The organism is Salegentibacter sp. BDJ18, from assembly GCF_017579965.1.
Classification (GTDB): domain Bacteria; phylum Bacteroidota; class Bacteroidia; order Flavobacteriales; family Flavobacteriaceae; genus Salegentibacter.
Genome location: NZ_JAFLQX010000023.1, coordinates 20763 through 39045, shown reverse-complemented (window position 1 = coordinate 39045; position 18283 = coordinate 20763). Strand labels below are relative to the sequence as shown.

9 protein-coding genes are annotated in these 18283 nt (G+C 38.0%); 4 read left to right on the top strand and 5 right to left on the bottom strand.

Going from position 1 to position 18283, the window contains the following annotated elements; translation table 11 throughout:
- Positions 1-89 precede the first annotated feature (89 nt).
- Entirely contained in the window at positions 90-1427 is a 1338-nt protein-coding gene (locus J0871_RS12385; protein WP_208225667.1) for an aspartate kinase, read from the top strand.
- A 54-nt stretch (positions 1428-1481) separates the two neighbouring features.
- On the opposite strand, the gene J0871_RS12380 is transcribed toward J0871_RS12385, so the two are convergent.
- Both J0871_RS12380 and J0871_RS12375 read right to left on the bottom strand, forming a co-directional pair.
- A complete protein-coding gene (locus J0871_RS12380) occupies positions 1482-2729 on the bottom strand; it encodes a glycosyltransferase (protein WP_208225665.1) in 1248 nt (415 codons plus the stop codon).
- A 42-nt stretch (positions 2730-2771) separates the two neighbouring features.
- Entirely contained in the window at positions 2772-4583 is a 1812-nt protein-coding gene (locus tag J0871_RS12375; protein WP_208225664.1) for an SLC13 family permease, read from the bottom strand.
- 136 nt (positions 4584-4719) lie between these two features.
- On the opposite strand from J0871_RS12375, the gene J0871_RS12370 reads away from it, so the two are divergent.
- Genes J0871_RS12370 through J0871_RS12360 form a run of 3 tightly spaced genes read left to right on the top strand, consistent with a single transcriptional unit; the run spans position 4720 to position 8464 of the window.
- A complete protein-coding gene (locus tag J0871_RS12370; protein WP_208225663.1) occupies positions 4720-5214 on the top strand; it encodes a GreA/GreB family elongation factor in 495 nt (164 codons plus the stop codon).
- On the top strand, positions 5214-7118 hold the full coding sequence (gndA, locus tag J0871_RS12365) for an NADP-dependent phosphogluconate dehydrogenase (protein WP_208225662.1): 1905 nt from the start codon (positions 5214-5216) through the stop codon (positions 7116-7118). The genes J0871_RS12370 and gndA overlap by 1 nt, the downstream gene beginning before the upstream one ends.
- The gene (locus J0871_RS12360) at positions 7118-8464 is read left to right on the top strand and encodes a gluconate:H+ symporter (RefSeq protein ID WP_208225661.1); all 1347 of its coding nucleotides are present in this window, start codon (positions 7118-7120) and stop codon (positions 8462-8464) included. Before gndA ends, J0871_RS12360 begins: the two co-directional genes overlap by 1 nt.
- On the opposite strand, the gene J0871_RS12355 is transcribed toward J0871_RS12360, so the two are convergent.
- Genes J0871_RS12355 through J0871_RS12345 form a run of 3 tightly spaced genes read right to left on the bottom strand, consistent with a single transcriptional unit; the run spans position 8465 to position 18277 of the window.
- Complete coding sequence (locus tag J0871_RS12355) at positions 8465-11032, bottom strand: carboxypeptidase-like regulatory domain-containing protein (RefSeq protein ID WP_208225660.1); 2568 nt, start codon at positions 11030-11032, stop codon at positions 8465-8467.
- An 18-nt stretch (positions 11033-11050) separates the two neighbouring features.
- A complete protein-coding gene (locus J0871_RS12350; protein ID WP_208225659.1) occupies positions 11051-11569 on the bottom strand; it encodes a DUF4402 domain-containing protein in 519 nt (172 codons plus the stop codon).
- 9 nt (positions 11570-11578) lie between these two features.
- Positions 11579-18277, bottom strand: a complete 6699-nt coding sequence (locus tag J0871_RS12345) for a hypothetical protein (protein WP_208225658.1) — start codon at positions 18275-18277, stop codon at positions 11579-11581.
- Between the last annotated feature and the right edge of the window lie 6 nt (positions 18278-18283).

Sequence of the window (18283 nt, the reverse complement as noted above, 5' to 3'; positions counted from 1 at the left end):
ATGCATCAAATTATTTCAGTTAATAAAACCGGAATAACAAAAAGAATATTTAAAATTAAAAACCTCACATAGTGAGTAAATATTTAGCAATGAAAGTATTAAAGTTTGGTGGTACTTCAGTAGGATCTGTAGAAAGCATTAGAAATGTTAAGAACATATTAGCTTCAAGAGAAGGAAAGAAAGTTCTTGTACTTTCGGCAATGGCCGGGGTGACTAATAAACTGGTAGAAATTACCGAAAACATTAAGCTTGAAGATCATTCAGTTATTAATTCTATTATTGCTGAATTAAAACAAAAGCACGAAACTACTATAGATGAACTTATAGACAAACCTGGGTTGAATTCTTATGCCAAAGCTTTTGTGAATAATGTGCTTGAAGGTTTACAGGAAATTAGCCGTAATAAATACTCTGAAAAGGTTTACGCTGAAGTTGTGACTACCGGTGAGACTATGCTTACCTATATTTTCTCTACTTTTCTTACGAATTCAGGAATTCAAAATAACTTCCTGGATGCCAAAGATTTTATGCAGGTTTCAAACCTGGAAAATCCTGATACAGATTTAGTTGGCAAACTATTTCAGCAGAATATAGAAAACCTGGAACCCTCAGATATTTATATCACCCAGGGTTTTGTAAGAATTGATGCGCAAAATAATATTAGCACCTTAAAACGAGGCGGAAGCGATTACAGCGCAACAATACTTGCTGCGGCAGTCCAGGCCGAAGAAGTTCAAATTTGGACTGATATTGATGGGTTTCATAATAATGATCCTCGTTATGTTGAAAATACCCACGCAATTGCCGAATTGAGTTTTGAGGAAGCTGCCGAGCTCGCTTATTTTGGCGCAAAAATTTTGCACCCGCAAACGATCTCTCCGGTTATAAAAAGACAGATTCCATTATTTCTAAAAAATACTTTTACTCCCGATCTCCCCGGAACTAAAATTTCAGCTGAAATTCATTCCCGCGGACTTAAAGCAATTTCAGCTAAAGATGGGATTACCGCCATTAAAATTAAGTCTAACCGAATGCTTATGGCGCACGGTTTCTTAAAAAAGATCTTTGAAGTTTTTGATAAATACGAAACTGCAATTGATATGATAACCACTTCTGAAATTGCAATTTCTTTAACCATAGACGACGATAGGAATTTAGACCTTATCCTGGAAGAATTAAACGCCTACGGCGAGATAACAGTAGAAAAAGAACACAGTATTATTTGCATTGTGGGCGAGGGTCTTATTGAAGATAAAAGTACCAGCCGACTGTTTGAATTATTGAACGATATTCCTGTGAGAATGATTTCTTACGGCGGCAGTGACAACAATATTTCTTTACTGGTAGATACTAAAAACAAGATACAAACCCTGCAGGGTTTAAACCATAAATTGTTTGAGGAACGAGAAGTACCTCAATTTGTTTGATTTCTGTTTGTGAACAGGCAACTGTTCCTTTTGTGTAGTGGAACCGCCGGTAGGCTAACCGGCGGTTTTTTTATTTTTCTCTTTTTCTTCAATAAATTTGGCCATAAAATACGTACTTCTATGCTGATGATGCTGCAGCAATTTCCCTACAAAATTCTTTTGCCTGTAGAAATCTATATTCTGAAATAAATCAGTGATTCTTTCTAAGAATTTATGCTGAAATGCGTCTTTATTAAACCTGGAATTAATTATTCTAAAACCATTTTCTACCGAGTTTTGCCATACATTTTCTTCGGAATATAATTGCACCGATTTATCTGCAAACTCTTTAGGATCGTTGGCTATAAAACCATTCCAGTTGAGTTCTCCCGCAATTCCCTCGGCACCAATGCTTGTGGTTATCGAAGGCGTTCCACATTGCATTGCCTGAATTAATTTTCCTTTTAATCCTGCTCCAAACTGAATTGGCGCCAGGCAAACTTTAGCATTTTGCATTAGCTCTGCTGCATTTTCAGCGCGGCCCTTTACAAGAAAACCTTCTTTTTCGTTGTGCAGATTCCATACCTTTTGGGAAGGATAAGCACCATAAATTTCCAGCTTGGAAGCTGGAAGTTGTTGTTTAATCAACGGCCAGATTTCTTCTTTTAAATATAAAACGGCATTCCAGTTAGGCTCATGGAGAAAATTACCAATACTTATAAAATTCCGTCTTTCATTAAATTGGCACAATTCCGTTTTATTCTCTTCGGAAATTGATTCCAGGAGAAAAGGAAGGTAATGCAGAATAGTTTTAGGAATATTGAATTCATTTTGAAGCAATTCCATTTCAACTTCTGAAATTATCAGGCTTAGGTCACAGCGGTAAATACTTGCAATTTCCCTTTTCGTGATATCGACATCAAAATAAAGACTTTCAGCAGAAATATTCTTTTTATAAGCTTCAATCCGGGTTTTTCTTAAAAAATGAAGATCTTCTGTATCTAAGATTTTTATCGCGTTTGGGCAGGTTTCATTTACTCTCCAGCCAAATTGTTCTTCAGTCATAAACCTATCAAAAAGTACCAGATTTGGTTGGATTCTTTTAAGTAAATCATCAAAAGAAGGATGGTTCATTTGTATCACTTCAGAAGCGATATTCATCTCTTCTAAATCTACAGCAAATTCGCTGCGGGCCGCGGTAGTTACAAAGGTGATTTCGTAATTTTCAGAAAGAAAAAAATCTAATAATTGCAGCATTCGACTACCGGCGGCAGAAGAATTAGGTTCGGGCCAAACACAACCAATTACAAGTAAATTGGGCATAATTTTTTTTCAAAAATACCGGAATTTAAACCAGATTCCTAATTATAAACTAGCAGATAGCAGGAGGGAAGCAGTAACCCAAAGTACCAGGGAGACGATACCGCCAATGATAAAAAAGTGCCTAAAACGGTAAATTCCCATCCCATAAATTATGGTATTGGTTTGGTAACCTACAGGTGTAAAAAAACTAAAATTAGAAGCAAATAGCACCGACAGAATAAAGGGTTTTGGATCCATTTGCATACTCGCCGCAATACTTATGGCGATAGGAGTTATTATTATAGCCGTAGCATTATTAGAGATAAATCCGCTTAAAACCATCGTCACCAGAAATAAAATCCCAATTACAATTATATCTGTTTGGTTTTCAAAAATTAGCAATAATTGGTCTGAAATCCATTGATCGGCGCCGGTATTGTTCATTGCTACGCCTAAAGGAATCATCCCCGCTAGCAGGAAAATAATTTGCCAGTTTACCTGGGAATAAATTTTACCCAGGTCTATACATTTCGTAAAAATCATTAAAAAGCAGCCAATAAGTGCACTTTTTAAGATGGGAAAAATAGAAAATGCGGAGAGCGCAATAACCACTAATAGAATTGCAAGCGAAATATATTTTTTAGTTTTAGTAGTAACTTCAATATTCTTGTGTTGCTGCAAGATCGTTACATTTTCAATTTTTTGAAGTTCATCAAGGGCGCTTTCGCTAACTTCAACCAGTAAGCGGTCTCCGACCCTTAATTCAATTTCATCTTTTCCCCGATTAAAAATTCTACGCCTGGGATTTCTAAAATTTCTTCGTTTTCTAATCGCCAGCGGTACCGCCCCGTGAAGATCATACCATCCCACGGTTTTTATACTTTTTCCTATTAATGGGGAGTTGGGCAGCATTAAAATTTCTACTACCTGTACATTTTCTTCCAGTTCTTCAGAGTCAGTAATAGGATCGGCCAGTTTCCTATTGTCTTCCTCTTTAATTACGGTAAATCCCTTAGCATCTTTTAATTTTATAAGATTTGCAAGATTACAGCGCAGTAAAAGTTGATCGCCTTCTTTGAGCGTAGTGAATTTCCCTGGACGATCGTTTATAATCCCGTTTCGTTTTAGCCTTAGAACTTCAATATCTTCATTATTATATAAAAAACTTTCACTAATACTTTTTCCAATTACACTGGAATTTTCGGTAACAATTACTTTAGTGATATATTCATCCAGATTATAATCTTCACTTATTTTAGTCTTTTTGGTGTTGGGGAGTATTTTAATTAAAGCACTTACTATAACAATGGTGATTACCATAAAAATAACTCCATACCAGGTAAATTCAAAGAAACTAAACCTTTCAATACCTCTGTCTATAGCAACTGCGTTTACAATAAGGTTGGTAGAAGTACCCATTAGCGTGCAACTCCCGCCTATAATACCCGCGAAAGAAATTGGTAGAAGCAATTTTGAATTGGGGATATCGTATTTAGCAGATAATTCTGTAATAATCTTTATAAAAACAATTACCACAGCTGTAGTATTTATAAATGCCGAAATACTCCCTGCAATAAACATAAAGACAGGTACCATTAAAAATATTGGAAGAACCCTTAGATTTTTGAGTCCGCTGGCCAGCCAGTCTATAACCCCGTTTGTTTCCAGGCCTATGGCTATTATCATTAAAGCCAGTACCGTAATAGTTGCCGGGCTGGAAAAGCCAGAAATAGCTTCTTCGGGACTTACCAGGTTAGTTAATAATAAGGCGGCAAGAATAAAAAACGCAATTTTATCTACCGGAAAAACTTCCAGGGCAAAGAAAACAATTACCACGATGATGATAAGAAACAATATGGCTATTTCGAGGCTCATTATTTAAATTTATAAAATAAAAATAAGGGAATACCGCCTGGTATAATTCTTCTTCTGAAAGATTTATGAATTAATAAATCAGTATAATTTTTTACCGAAGCATATTAATTCCTATTTTGAAGTTTAAAACTAAATTATGAGCAGAGGATTTGTAAAAGAAGACGACCAGGAAGAAGCTCCTATAATACCGCCAAGAGCGGCTTTACCGGCGGGTGAAACAAATTATGTTACGCCAAATGGATTAAAAGAATTAAAGGAAGAAGAGGAAAAGTTCACAGCAGAACGTGCTAATCTCGATAAAGAAAATGAAACAGAACGTAGAAGGGCACAGGCGGTTATAGATGGCAATCTCAAATTATTAAGAGAGCGAATTAGCACCGCAAGGGTTTTAGACCCTAAAGAGCAACCTGAAGATGAAGTGCGTTTTGGAGCTTTGGTTGAATTGAAGCAAAATGGAAATATTCAAAAGTTTCAAATTGTTGGGGTAGATGAGGCTGATGTTAAAAAACAAAAGATCGCTTTTGTGGCACCTATCGCAAAAGCGGTTACCGGTAAAAAGGTTGGAGATAAAATTGATTTCAAATTAGGCGAAGAAATCCGAAAGCTGGAAATCTTAAAAATCACTTACTAATGGCCATATATATTGTAATGGGTGTTTCGGGTTCTGGTAAAACTACTATTGGAAAACTTCTCGCTAAAGAATTGAATTTACCTTTTTATGATGCCGATGATTTTCATCCTTCCGAAAATGTGGAGAAAATGAAAAACGGTATCCCGCTACAGGATGAAGATCGAAAAGGCTGGTTGGCCATTTTAGCTGAAAATATTCAAAAATGGGAGCAAGGCGGTGGCGCTGTTTTGGCCTGTTCGGCTCTAAAAGAAAAATATAGACAACAATTAACTTCCATTCCTGAAGAACATTTAAATTGGATTTTCCTATCGGCTGATTTTGAAGTGATTTTAGAAAGGTTAAAAACCAGGAAAGGCCATTATTTTAAACCAGAAATGCTCACTTCGCAATTTGAAACCCTGGAAGAACCACAATATGGATTACGAGTAAATGTAAATACTTCTGAAGAAAATATTTTAAAAGAAATTATGACAAAATTAAAAGCTCCTGAAGCTGAAATTGGGCTTATAGGACTTGGAGTAATGGGAAAGAGTTTGGCTTTAAACCTACTTTCAAAAAATATTAATGTTTCTGTTTTTAATAGGCAAGTACCCGGTCTTGAAGAAGATATTGCCAAAAATTTTGTTCAGAAAAATGCAGAAAAATATACCTTTCAGGGTTTTGATGATTTGGAGCAATTCATTTCTTCCTTAACACGTCCCAGGAAGGTTTTATTAATGGTAAATGCCGGCGCTGCGGTTGATGCAGTGATAGAAAGTTTGTTTCCTTTTTTGGAAAAAGGTGATATCATTACCGATGGTGGCAATTCCCATTACAAAGACACCTGTAGAAGGGAAAAGATGTTAAGAGAACAGGGAATTCATTTTATAGGTTGTGGAATATCGGGTGGGGAAGAAGGCGCCTTAAAAGGTCCCTCAATTATGCCCGGTGGCTCTGCAGAAGCGTATAAACAAATGGGACCGCTTTTGGAAAAGATAGCGGCAAAAGACAAAACTGGAAACCCCTGCTGTACTCATATTGGCCCCGATGGTTCAGGACATTTTGTAAAGATGGTTCACAACGGTATTGAATACGGCGAAATGCAACTAATTGCTGAAATCTATCATTTTCTTAGGTTTTATACCAATTCAAAACCGGAAACAATTGCCGATCTTTTTGAAACCTGGAATAAGGAAATGAAAAGCTATTTACTGGAAATTTCAGTAGATATTTTGCGCAAAAAGGAGAATGAAGAATTTTTAATTGATAAAATTTTAGATGCAGCCAAACAAAAAGGTACCGGTGGCTGGTCTACCAACGCCGCTTTAGAACTGGGTGTTCCGCTAGATACTATTACTACTGCGGTTTTGGCCAGGAATATTTCCGGGATGAAAAAAATTCGGGTGGATGCTTCAAATTTGTATAGAAATGAAAATAACCAAAGTGGGAATTTAGAGGAAATAAAAGATGAATTATTCCAGGCTTATAAAACTGCCAGTATAATTAATCATACCATAGGTTATGATTTACTTCGGGTTGCCTCATCAGAATATAGCTGGAACCTTAATTTATCTGAGATTTCCCGTGTTTGGACCAATGGATGTATTATTCGTTCCGGTTTGATGGAAGATTTAGTTGATATTTTTAAAGATTCAAATAATCATTTACTGCTGAATAAAAATATCATTTCAGAAATAGAGAAAAACCAGGCTTCCTTGACAAAAACAGTTAGTATTGCGCTTCAGTCTGGTTTTGCCGTTCCGGTTTTATCGGCTGCCACCAATTATTTACTGAACTTTACTTCAGCTCAAAATTCTGCAAATATGATTCAGGCCCAACGGGATTATTTTGGAGCACATACTTACGAGCGAACTGATAAACCCCGGGGCGAATTTTTTCATACTCAATGGAAAACCAATAATTAATGGAACTACAATTACTCTTTGCGGTTTTTGCCGGGATTGCACTCTTGCTTTTCCTTATTTTAAGATTAAAGATACAGGCTTTTCTGGCTTTGCTAATTGTTTGCATTGCGGTAGGAATTATCGCCGGAATGCCCGCCACAGAGATCCTGGAAACGATGAAAGACGGGATGGGCAGTACGCTGGGTTTTGTCGCTACAGTAGTTGGTTTAGGAGCTTTATTCGGTGGAGTTTTAGAACAATCTGGAGGGGCACAACGCTTAGCTTCATTTTTATTGAAAAAAACGGGTGATAAAAAAGCCCCGTGGGCTATGATGGTTACTGGTTTTGCTGTTGCAATTCCGGTATTTTTTGATGTGGCATTTATTATTTTGGTACCGGTTACTTATGCATTGAGCAAACGTACCGGTAAATCACTTTTGCTGTATGCACTGCCTCTTTTGGCCGGTTTGGCGATTACGCACGCTTTTATCCCGCCCACACCAGGACCAATTGCGGTTGCAGATATTTTGGGCGCCGATTTAGGTTGGGTAATTGTTTTTGGATTTTTGGCAGGAATTCCCGCAGCAATAATCAGCGGACCAATTTTCGCCAGGTATATTTCTAAAAGAATCCAGATTGAACCTAAAACTTTTACCGAAGAAATAGAATACGATGAATCTAAAGCACCTTCTCCCGGACTTATTATTTCTATTATTTTAATTCCAATTTTTCTAATTGTAGGAAATACTTTAGTGCAAAGTCCATTATTTGATGGAGTTTTAATTCCGGAAGGACTTTTATATACGATAGAATTGGTGGGGCATCCATTTTCAGCATTAATAATAGCAAATCTTGTAGCCTGGTATTTTCTTGGAGTTAGAAGAGGAATGCAAAAAGAATTTTTACTGAAAGTAGCTACTAAATCTTTCCAGGCCGCCGGAATAATTATTTTACTTACCGGTGCCGGTGGCGCTTTTAAACAAATTTTAATTGAAACAGGGGCAGGAGAGATGATTGCAGATGCTTTAAATAACGCCTGGTTTAATCCGCTGGTTTTTGGGTTTATTATAGCTGCTTTAGTGAGAATTTTACAGGGCTCTTCTACGGTGGCAATGATAACCGCAGCAGGAATTACTGCGCCGGTTTTAACGGGAGGCGATTATTCTATGGCGCAAACTTCGCTTATTGTGATTGCCATAGCTTCAGGAGCTTCAATTTTATCTCACGTTAACGATAGCGGGTTTTGGCTCGTAGGCCAGTATTTAGGATTAACTGAAAAACAAACTTTTAAATCCTGGACGGTAATGACCAGCTTAATTGCTATTGTTGGATTATCAGTTTCCCTAATTATATGGTTTATAATTTAACTAATCGGCTTCAATGGTAAATTCCAGTGTATCAACAATATCACCGTATTGATCTACTTTAATTTCAAATTCAATTGATTCGCTGGCTGTGTAACCTAATTTCTGCATTTGTACAGGATCAATTTCAGCAGTATAATTTCCGGGTTTTAATCCCAAATAAGTGAAGTATCCGTCTCCTTCAGTTAAAATTTCTTTTACCAGGTTTTCATTTTCATCTAAGATGTTTACGGTAATCCTGCCCTGGCCACGAAGACTGTTTCCTTCTTTAAAATATACCATTCCGGCTACTTCCCCTAGAACTTCTACCGGCACTTCAATCTCCTGAAACTGGTTAGGAACGGTATGCACTTTAATCTTTTCATTTTTAACTTTCCAGGCAATGTTATCCAGACTGTTTGGATCTACTTCCAGAATAATATCTATATAAGGCTGAAGCTCTGTAATTCGCAAAACGGTTTCATCTTCGTTATACGAAAGTCGGCCAGATGTATTATTAATTTCCATTCCTCGCACTGCAGGTTCCATAGGATCTCTTTTGCCGTTGGTGTTATAATCGAGAAACGGAATAATGCTTAAAGCAGCTCTAGACATGGCGGTACGGTTGTTTACCATTACATAACCGGTATTATCGTCTAACATTAAACTACCACGAGCCGATTGTACAAAAGAATTATTTCGGTTCCCCAGCCTGGAAGTCACCGAGGTTTGAGCAAAATTGAACGCATATCTTAACCCAATTTCAAAAATATGGGCATTTCTGAGCATATTATTTTCGTAGGCAACATTTAGAAATCCGTTTTCAAAAACCGGGCGTTCTACTTCCAGGATAATATTATTGAATTGATTTCTGCTAAAATCGTATTGCACCTGCGGTGAAAATAAAAATTTATTTGGTAGCCTGTAATTTTGCGAAAGCGAGGTATAGATAGTTGGTTCTTTTACACGGTCATTGTAGATGCCATAGGTGGTAAGGTTGGTGCTAATTCCCATAATTGCTCCTGAAAGTAATAATTGCGCCGTAGTGAACTCGGTAGTAGGCATAATGATCTGGTTTACACTAAACCTGCTAAACATCGAGAAATTTTTACTTCTAATGGGTGCCGAAAAACTTAATTTTCTTTCTTCCAGGTAATTAAAATTGATTGCTGTCTGGTCTTCATCATATTTTATATAATTAAGATCTACCTGGATATTTCCGGGAGTACGATAACTTAAAATCCCTTCGCCTTTAACGCCGTGCATATATTCTCCTGTAAATAGAAAGTTTGAAGCAAAACGAATAGATGAATTCACAAAAGGCATTACTTCGCCACTGGTCACGCCGGTAAGATATTCGGCACCACCACCAATGGTTACAGAATTACTGAGCCCGTAATTAAAATTAGCCCTGGAAAATCGGTCAAGGTCTTCATTCTCTACAATCCCGGCGCTAACGGTATATTCCAACTCATTTTTTGGAACAAAATTATACGGAATATTGATCACCCTTTCCTGAATGCGTTCTTCGCCATATGGACCATAAAAACGAAGACTTACGGCCGTATTTCCATACATTAACGGCACATCAAACGTGTAAAAACCTGAAGCATCAGCCTGGGTAAATTCAACTAAGATATTATTTACGTAAAGTTCAACCGTCCAGCGTGGTTCGGTATAATCGTTCAACACATAAGTTCCAAATGATCTTCGATTTTGAAACGGGCTGTTGCTAATTTGAACCCCACTTACCGGTGCAAATAGGGAAGAGGTGGCCCGGGTAAAAATTCTACCGGCTGTTACCTGTTTAAAAGCCCGGTTATCATTATTCACATACCGCCACTGGTAAAACTGGTTCCGGGAATCAAATGGAACCCGGGTAGAGTAATTCAACATTAAATTGGTTTCTCCACCAAGAAACATTGTTCCCAAACCTAAGGATAATCGGTTGTCATTTTCAAATTCACTTTGCTGTGTGGTAACCACGCCCCAATCTAATGCCCCACCTTTAAAAACCGGATAACGCCTTTCCATAGTAGTATCAACTTCAACTACTCCGCGTACACGATTCAGATTTTCCCTTACCCTTTTAAGCCGCATTTCTTTAATTACCGGTAGATCTTTTTCGGTTTTCATAGTTACTGAAAGACTTCTAAAAGAGAAATTGGTATTTAAACCGAAGATTTCGCCGAAAAGATTCGATTTTAAATAAAGGTTTAGCGGAGTTTGAATATAATCTTCTTCTGAAAGAGAAAATTCTTCATTTTTATAGATAATCCTATTTTCTGAAGGATTTATTTGATAAGTAGAATCGGGATTTATAATGAAACCTTCTACGCCCTTAGTGGTTTCTTCATTTTTAATCTTCAAGTAATCAAAAAGCTCCTTTATTGGAATATAAGCGTCCTGATTTTTAATAGCGATAGGAATTTCAATAGTACCGAGGTCGGGTACATTCATATCCACACTTAATTCGTCGTATTCGGGAAGATCTTCCTGGGCTAGTCCTGTAAAGGATAATAGCAGGAGACAAAATACCAGAGAAAGTTTTTTGTAAAACTCAATAGAAAAAGCGCAGGTTAGGGTTCGCATTTCGCTTAACTTTCTTATCTATTGATGAATAAAGGTTAAAGTGAAATTACCAAAATAAGTACCGGGAAGAGTCCCAGAATTATCTGGAGGAATGGTTAAAGTACCTCCAACAAAAACTTCATTTGGGGTTTGGGAATTGGGAGCCTGGGTGACAAAAGTTCTTTGGCCAGTGCTAAAACTGTTAATTGTAAGTTTTATTTCGGCTCCTGTATCCTGGTTTAGCAAAATATAATCTCCTAAAGTTTCAATTTGAATAATTGTCCCGGGATTAGCATACACATCAAATAAAGCGGCAGAAACCGGTTCACCAAAATTAAGTTCAACAATATCTCCATTTACGGTTCGTAAGTCATCGTAACTTACCGTCACATTCCCACCCGCACTACCGGCAGTAAACGAACCAAAATTAAGGTTCCTGGAAGTTCTAACTTCAACCTCTATGGGGACTGGCGGATTTTCCTGGGCTTTGATTTCAAATACTGAAAACGTAAGCAATAACAACAAAAAAGTCTCTTTATATAAGCTTCTATTTTGCATAGTTTTTATTTATTTTTTTATTAATACTTTTTTACCGTATTGCGCTTTACCTACCTGAAGATTTATAATATAAACTCCTTCACTGGTAATTCCTTCAAAAATAACCTCGTCTTTGCCGCCTGCTTCCTTTATTTGCAGGATTTGCCCCGTCATGGTACTGGCCCTTAAAATTCCTTGCTTATTTTCTTCTAAATTCATTTTTACAACCACATTTCCATTTTCAACTTCCACATCAAATGGTTCGTTAAAAGCAATGGCAGGACTGGTTACTTTTTCTTCAGAAAACATTAATTCAAACCTGGAATTATGAGTTCCAGCTTGAATACTGAATTTATATTCCGGCTTATTTCTAAGGTTTTGGCCTGTACCTTTTTCGTGGTCAATTAGGTAAATATTAAAGTTTGAATTCAAATTTTCTACCGCTGCCAGCTTGATCTTCATTTCCCCATTTTGATCAACTTTTATTCCCAGGGGAATTTTCTTATAGCTCCTCGATTCTGGGAAAGGAATTGCATTAATGGCCAATTCCTTTTTCTTTTCGGTTAGATTATAAAAGCTTGGAACCGCGGGATCGGTATTCATCAATTTATGGGCATCCATTTCCTTTTCGAAATTTGGGGTGGCATAAGATGAAAAATAGATAACCATAACATCCTGCTGGTTAGAAGTATTAAAACCGGCCTCCAAACGAATTAAAGGTTTTAATTCTTCCTGGGTTCTTAAAAATTCCTGGTCAAAATCGTTTACCCGTACGTTGTTGTCCATTCCAAAACTTCCTGTCACTACGTCCTGGGTGTCAGAATCACTTACTTTAATAAAAAAGCCCTGCATAGAAGGAATAATGTTAGAAGATTTTCCATCAGTTGTAGATACTTGATTTACATAAGCAGAATAGGTACCGGTATACTGACTTGTATCACTGGCGGTGAAAAAATAAATTCCGTCATCAATATTAGTTTTCGTCCAACCCTGGGAAGCATCCCAATCTATTGGGGAAGGGTATGGGTTTCCTACCAAATGAAAACCTCTGGTATATTCACGATGATTATTTTCTAACTGGCGGGTGGGAATTGTACCGTTGTTAACTTCACCACTTAACTCTATAGTTTGTGCAGCGGTTGAAGTTCCAAAATTAAGCGCATAACCTTCAGCTATATTCAAACTATTGGTAGTAGTTGTATATGCTTCCCAGCCGGTAGCATCCCGAACAATATCATTTATATTGATATTTCGGTTTTCATTATAGCTGTAAAAGTGTGGGAATCCAGTAACCGGATCTTCAAAATCCATATAAGGAGCGAAATCTCCTACGGTGGAATTTTGAAATGGGGAACTAAAATATTTATACCCGAAAGCTTTATCCAGATAGCGTTGCATTTTTACGATGCCGATAACTTCACCATTTCCTGCTCCACTTATTAACGTCGTCTGGGTACTATTTGATATAAGAGTTAGTTTATCGCCGGTATAAAAATCTCCATTAAAAACCTGTACTAAGCCAGTTACCTCAATGTTAGCCTGTGAAGTTACATCTACTGAATTTGATATATACAAATTTTCAAGACGATCGTTTTCAAGAAAGTCTGGAGGAATAATTTGAGAAATCTCGGAAGAGAAAAATACAGATCCATTTTCAGCGTTGAAAATTCCCTGGTTCACAGTTTGGCCCGCAATTGCAAATAAGCTTTGATCCACAATAACTGAAGCTCCTGTTTTAATAGTAAGATTTTTGGAAAGACCTGTATCCTCTGGTAATACTACGGGGTAATTTGTAAGACCTGAAGGGATGAGAACGTCAATTTCAAGGGTGGGAACCGTATTACAGCTCCAGTTATTTGCATTGTTCCAGTTGGTGTCTTGGGCGCCGGTCCAGGTATTTTCCTGGCTCACATTAATCGTAAACGTATACGTCTCATTATTAACACATCCATTTTCATCCTCAATCTCAGTTATATTTATAGTTGTGTTCGCAGTAGGGGTCAAGGCATAAGAAAGAGAGGATGATGTAGATGATATGGAAAAAGCCGCACCGTCCATTGTTCCACGCACCGTCCACGGTCCTGTTCCCGTAAGATTGCCTGTTAAATATGTTGTTTCTCCTATACAAATACTACTATCACCACTAATAGAATTAATTGTAGGAAGCTGATTGACTGATATTTCCCCAACATTTGATGAAATTTCTGTGCAGGTGGCGGAACTTACTGTTCTTCTAAACCAGGTTGTTTGCGTGAGAATACCAGGGTCATAATTCTGCGTGTTATTAGTTCCTCCGGCAGGATTAAAACCATTATCCGGACCCGTTGTACTACTTTCCCATAGATAAGAAAAATTTCCATCACCTCCAGTAGGGACGGTACCGGTAATTATTCCGGGATTAGTATCGGTGCAAACTGATTGGATAGAAGTAGATTCATTTGCAAGACTAATGCTGTTATTGGAAAGAGGGGAAAGAACGCTTACTTCTATAATATTAGAAACCAGTTCGCTACAATTATTACTTGCAGTCCTTCTAAACCAGGTAGTCTGAGTAACTGAATCAGGAACATAATTTTTAGAATTATTTGTTCCAGGAGCAGCTGTAAAAGTTCCCGTAGGTCCCTCAGTGCTGGATTCCCATAAGTATTCAACAATACCACCGTTAGCTTCTGAACCTAACAAGGTCTCAGGAGTCCCAGTACCACAAAGGTTCTGGTCGCCTGATATTTCATTGTTCGATACATCTTGTAACACCTTTATTGTAATAGTGCTAACATCGGTGTTGGTGCAGCCATTGGAATCGGTTATTTTAGAAATACTATATGTATTATATTCCTGAGGTTGTTCATCTTCATATAACGTAAAAGTGTCACTATAAAAAATGAAATCGTATGGCACCCCATTTGCGAGAATAGTGACATCCCATGGACCTACTCCGCTTAAAGACCCTGAAAAGGAAATAGTTTCTCCCGCACAAACCGCAGAAGGCCCGTTTAAAGTCCCAGTTGGTAAAGGATTTACAGGAATTTCAACAGTATTAGAACCATAAGGTTCACAGTTATCTGTAAGAATATCTCTTCTAAACCACGTGGTTTGTTCTAATGGACCAGGATTATAATTTTGAAGCTCATTTCTACCCGGAGCTTCGGTAAAGCCTGCATCGGGACCAGTGGTGCTTATTTGCCATGAATAAGTAAAATCTCCACCATTACTTTCCGGAGTGCTCCCTGAAATAGTACCGGGATCGTCCCCGCTACATAAAAGTTCTGTCGGTTCCGCGTAAGTTGCCTGTACATACAGTCTTTTTACCACCCCGCTACAGGGGTCACCAAAAACCGCATTGGTAGCAGGTATTGTTGCAGAATTATTACCAAGCAGATATCCTTCTACCACTGTTTGGCTATTTGTGGCGTGACAGGTACCCAGGGTGAAGTTTTCACAGGTCCCTTCGGGCGTTCCATAACTCGCAAAATCTACCGAAATGAAAACAGTACCTTCAGGAGCCGATATATTTAAATTTCCATTTTCATTAACTGTAGCACACACAGTTCCTGTTTCTCTAAAAACAATTTCATTATTCGATATTTGAGAATTTACTTCCAGGGTGGCCGGATTGGATTCATGAGTAACCTCAGTAGGACTTACTCCGGTATTATTACTACTGGAAAAAGTAACGTTTCTAAAGATATAATAGGTACCAGGTGTATTAAAAGGAGCTGAGGAAATGTTAGGAGTGAAGGATGCGGAAGTTGCACCTGTAATATTGGTGCGGGGTCCATCCAGACTTGTACTATAGGTCCACTGGTACCCAGTACCAACTGGGTTTATTCCTGAAGGAAGGGCACCAAACATATCGCCTGTAATAGGAGACGTACCATCTCCTGTACAATAGTTTTGAGTTATATTTCCTTCTAATTCATTCTCCATTATTTGAACAAGGTTATTAAAATTTACCCTGTTACCTCCATAGGCCTCATAAAATTCATATTCGAGGTTACTGTTTCCGTTCAAGCTGAATAAAACCCGGGGACGTATGCTATGAGCCTGGTCAGTCCAATTATTAAAGACTAACTCCCCATCTACACGTAAACGTGAGCCGTCATCAGATCCTAAATCTACCACAAACACACCATTGCTGGTGGAATTCATTTGGTATCGAACAGAAAATGTTTCTGTTTCAACAAATCCACCTGCTACCATCTCAAAACATACAGCGTCCCCTCCAAAATTACGATCAAAGGTTTCAGGTTCATTATAATGGCCAATATAGGTATCGAAATTAGTACCATCATAAATATGTCCGATCCAGGTATCGTTGCCATAGTCACTTTGAAAATTTATGTCAATAGGCTCACGGAAACCACAAGTCCCGCCTACTGTTAAAACAGCTTCATCGGATAATGAACTACAATCAGAACTATTAGTTGCCCTCATTCTGAATTTATAATTTGGCTGCCACTGCTGTACATTATTTAGTGTCAATTGTGTAGTTCCTGTTCCGCTGTAAGTTCCGTCATCATAAATATCATACCAGCTGCCACCATTATTGGCCTGCCAGCGATAATTTAATCCTGTACCTGTCGCAGAAGATTGAAATGAAACATTTGAGCCTGAATTAACCGCCTGATTAGCAGGGTTATCCGTTATAACTGGAGAATTACTTACTGAAAGAGTAGACGGGGCTGCATATAAATCACAACCATTTTTACTTACTTTGGGGCGATACATATTATTATTCATTGCGGAGGTCGCATTTATAATATCAAGTCTGGCCTGGTTTACATTTTGGTGATTGTCATCATTAACTAAAGTGATCCAGGTATAACCTCCATCCTCACTAAGCTCCCATTGGAAATTGGTTTCTGAAGACTGTGTTTCAAAAAATGTATTCTGACTACTACAAACATTAGCATTTGGAGCCCCATTAACATAATCTGGGGAGTCGATATATTGAAGTAATGCCGAATTTGAATATGCAGTCATTCCGGCTCCATCCGTTATTTTTAACCGGAAGCTTTTATCATCTAACCACTCAGCACCATTTACAGTGAGAACAGATGAATTTGTACCTGTAAAATCAGTGCCGTCAGCAATATCATAGAAATTAGTACTTGTTCCTCCATCATTGCGCTGCCATTTGTAGGTTAAATTTTGCCCATCAACATCTACAGAAAAAGTAGAAGGGGAACCGGCACATACAGTTTGGTCAGTTGGTTGTTGTGTTATGGTAAATCCGCTACCAACTGTAAGAATTGCTGCATTGGATTTATGCCTGGCCAGATAAGTACTGGAAAGCCTGTTGTTGGTGCTGGAGAGGGTAGCAATACGATATATATAATAGGTGCCGGCAGTAGTAAAATGACCTGAAGTGGTGGAAGGTGTGTAGGTTGCTCCTGTTGCTCCGGTAATATTAGTTAAGGCTCCACCTTGCGTGGTACTGTAAGCCCATTGATAACCTGTTCCTGTTCTAGAAATTCCTGTTGGGAGAGTGGATGCATATGTTTCATAAGTATCCCCGCTTATTGTCTGCCCCATATTTCCTATTGGAATACTTTGGCCAGTATTTTGAGTTAAAGTATTTTCAATAATTGGTGTTGTACCACCGCTAATACTTAACCGGTTCCCTCCACCATTTTCATAATAATCCAGTACCAGTTTACTGTTCCCAGTAAGATTAACCAGAATATTCGCATCTACTGTATAACCGCGATCACCCCAGTAATTGTAAACCAGATTATTGTCTATATTTAACCTACTTCCGTCATCAGATCCTATGGAGACAGCGTACAATCCCTTTTGTGAGCTATTCATTCGGTAACGTACCGAGAAGGTATCAGTATAAATAGAAATGGGATTTGAGTTAGCCCGAATAGAGAAACAATTGGAATTTCCTCCAAAAGCCTGATCAAATAGAACGGGTTCAGTATAATTTCCTACGTAATTGGTAAAATTGCCATTATAGGCTACGCCCTGGTTTGTTCCATCATACACATGGGCAATCCAGGAGTCGTTCCCGGCACTTGTCTGGCTGCTATTTGGAACACTTCCACCTACTGTAGTACTCACGGGATTACTGGAACATCCATTCACAGTGGCAACCAGGGTATAAACACCAGCCATTGCAGCCGTAGCATTCGTACGTGCAGGATTTTGTGCAGTAGAGGTGTAGCCATTTGGCCCTGTCCATCTATAAGAAGCTCCTGTAATTGTAGAAGCATTTAATTGTAAAGTTCCTCCTACACAAATGGGACCGTTGTTAGATACTGTGGGATTAGAGGGAGCAGCATTTATTCTAAAAAGAGCAGAATCATATGGAGAAACAGTATTTGGAGAAGATGAGCCTACCCAAATTACATAATTGGAATTAGTAGTATAATTGGACGGAATAGGAACAGTTTCATTAATAATGGTACTTGCATATTGATTATAAGAAGGTGCTGTTGAAGAAGTGAAAGAATGTATCACAGTATTTATAGTGGAATACTGACCATTTATTCTAGTTGATAGGTAAACGTCATAATTTGTACTGGTGGTAAAAGCTTCATTGGTATAAACACCATTGGTCACTTCAAAAGAAATATTAACATTAGATCCCGCACATACCGGGGTTCCCGCTACTGTGGCGGCTCCAATTGTTTGTCCAAATCCGCTAAAATTAAAAAATAAAAAGGCCAGCAAAAATAGGCCTGGTTTAAAGCAAGAAAAAAGTCCCGGGTAGTTTTTTTTCATAGGCCT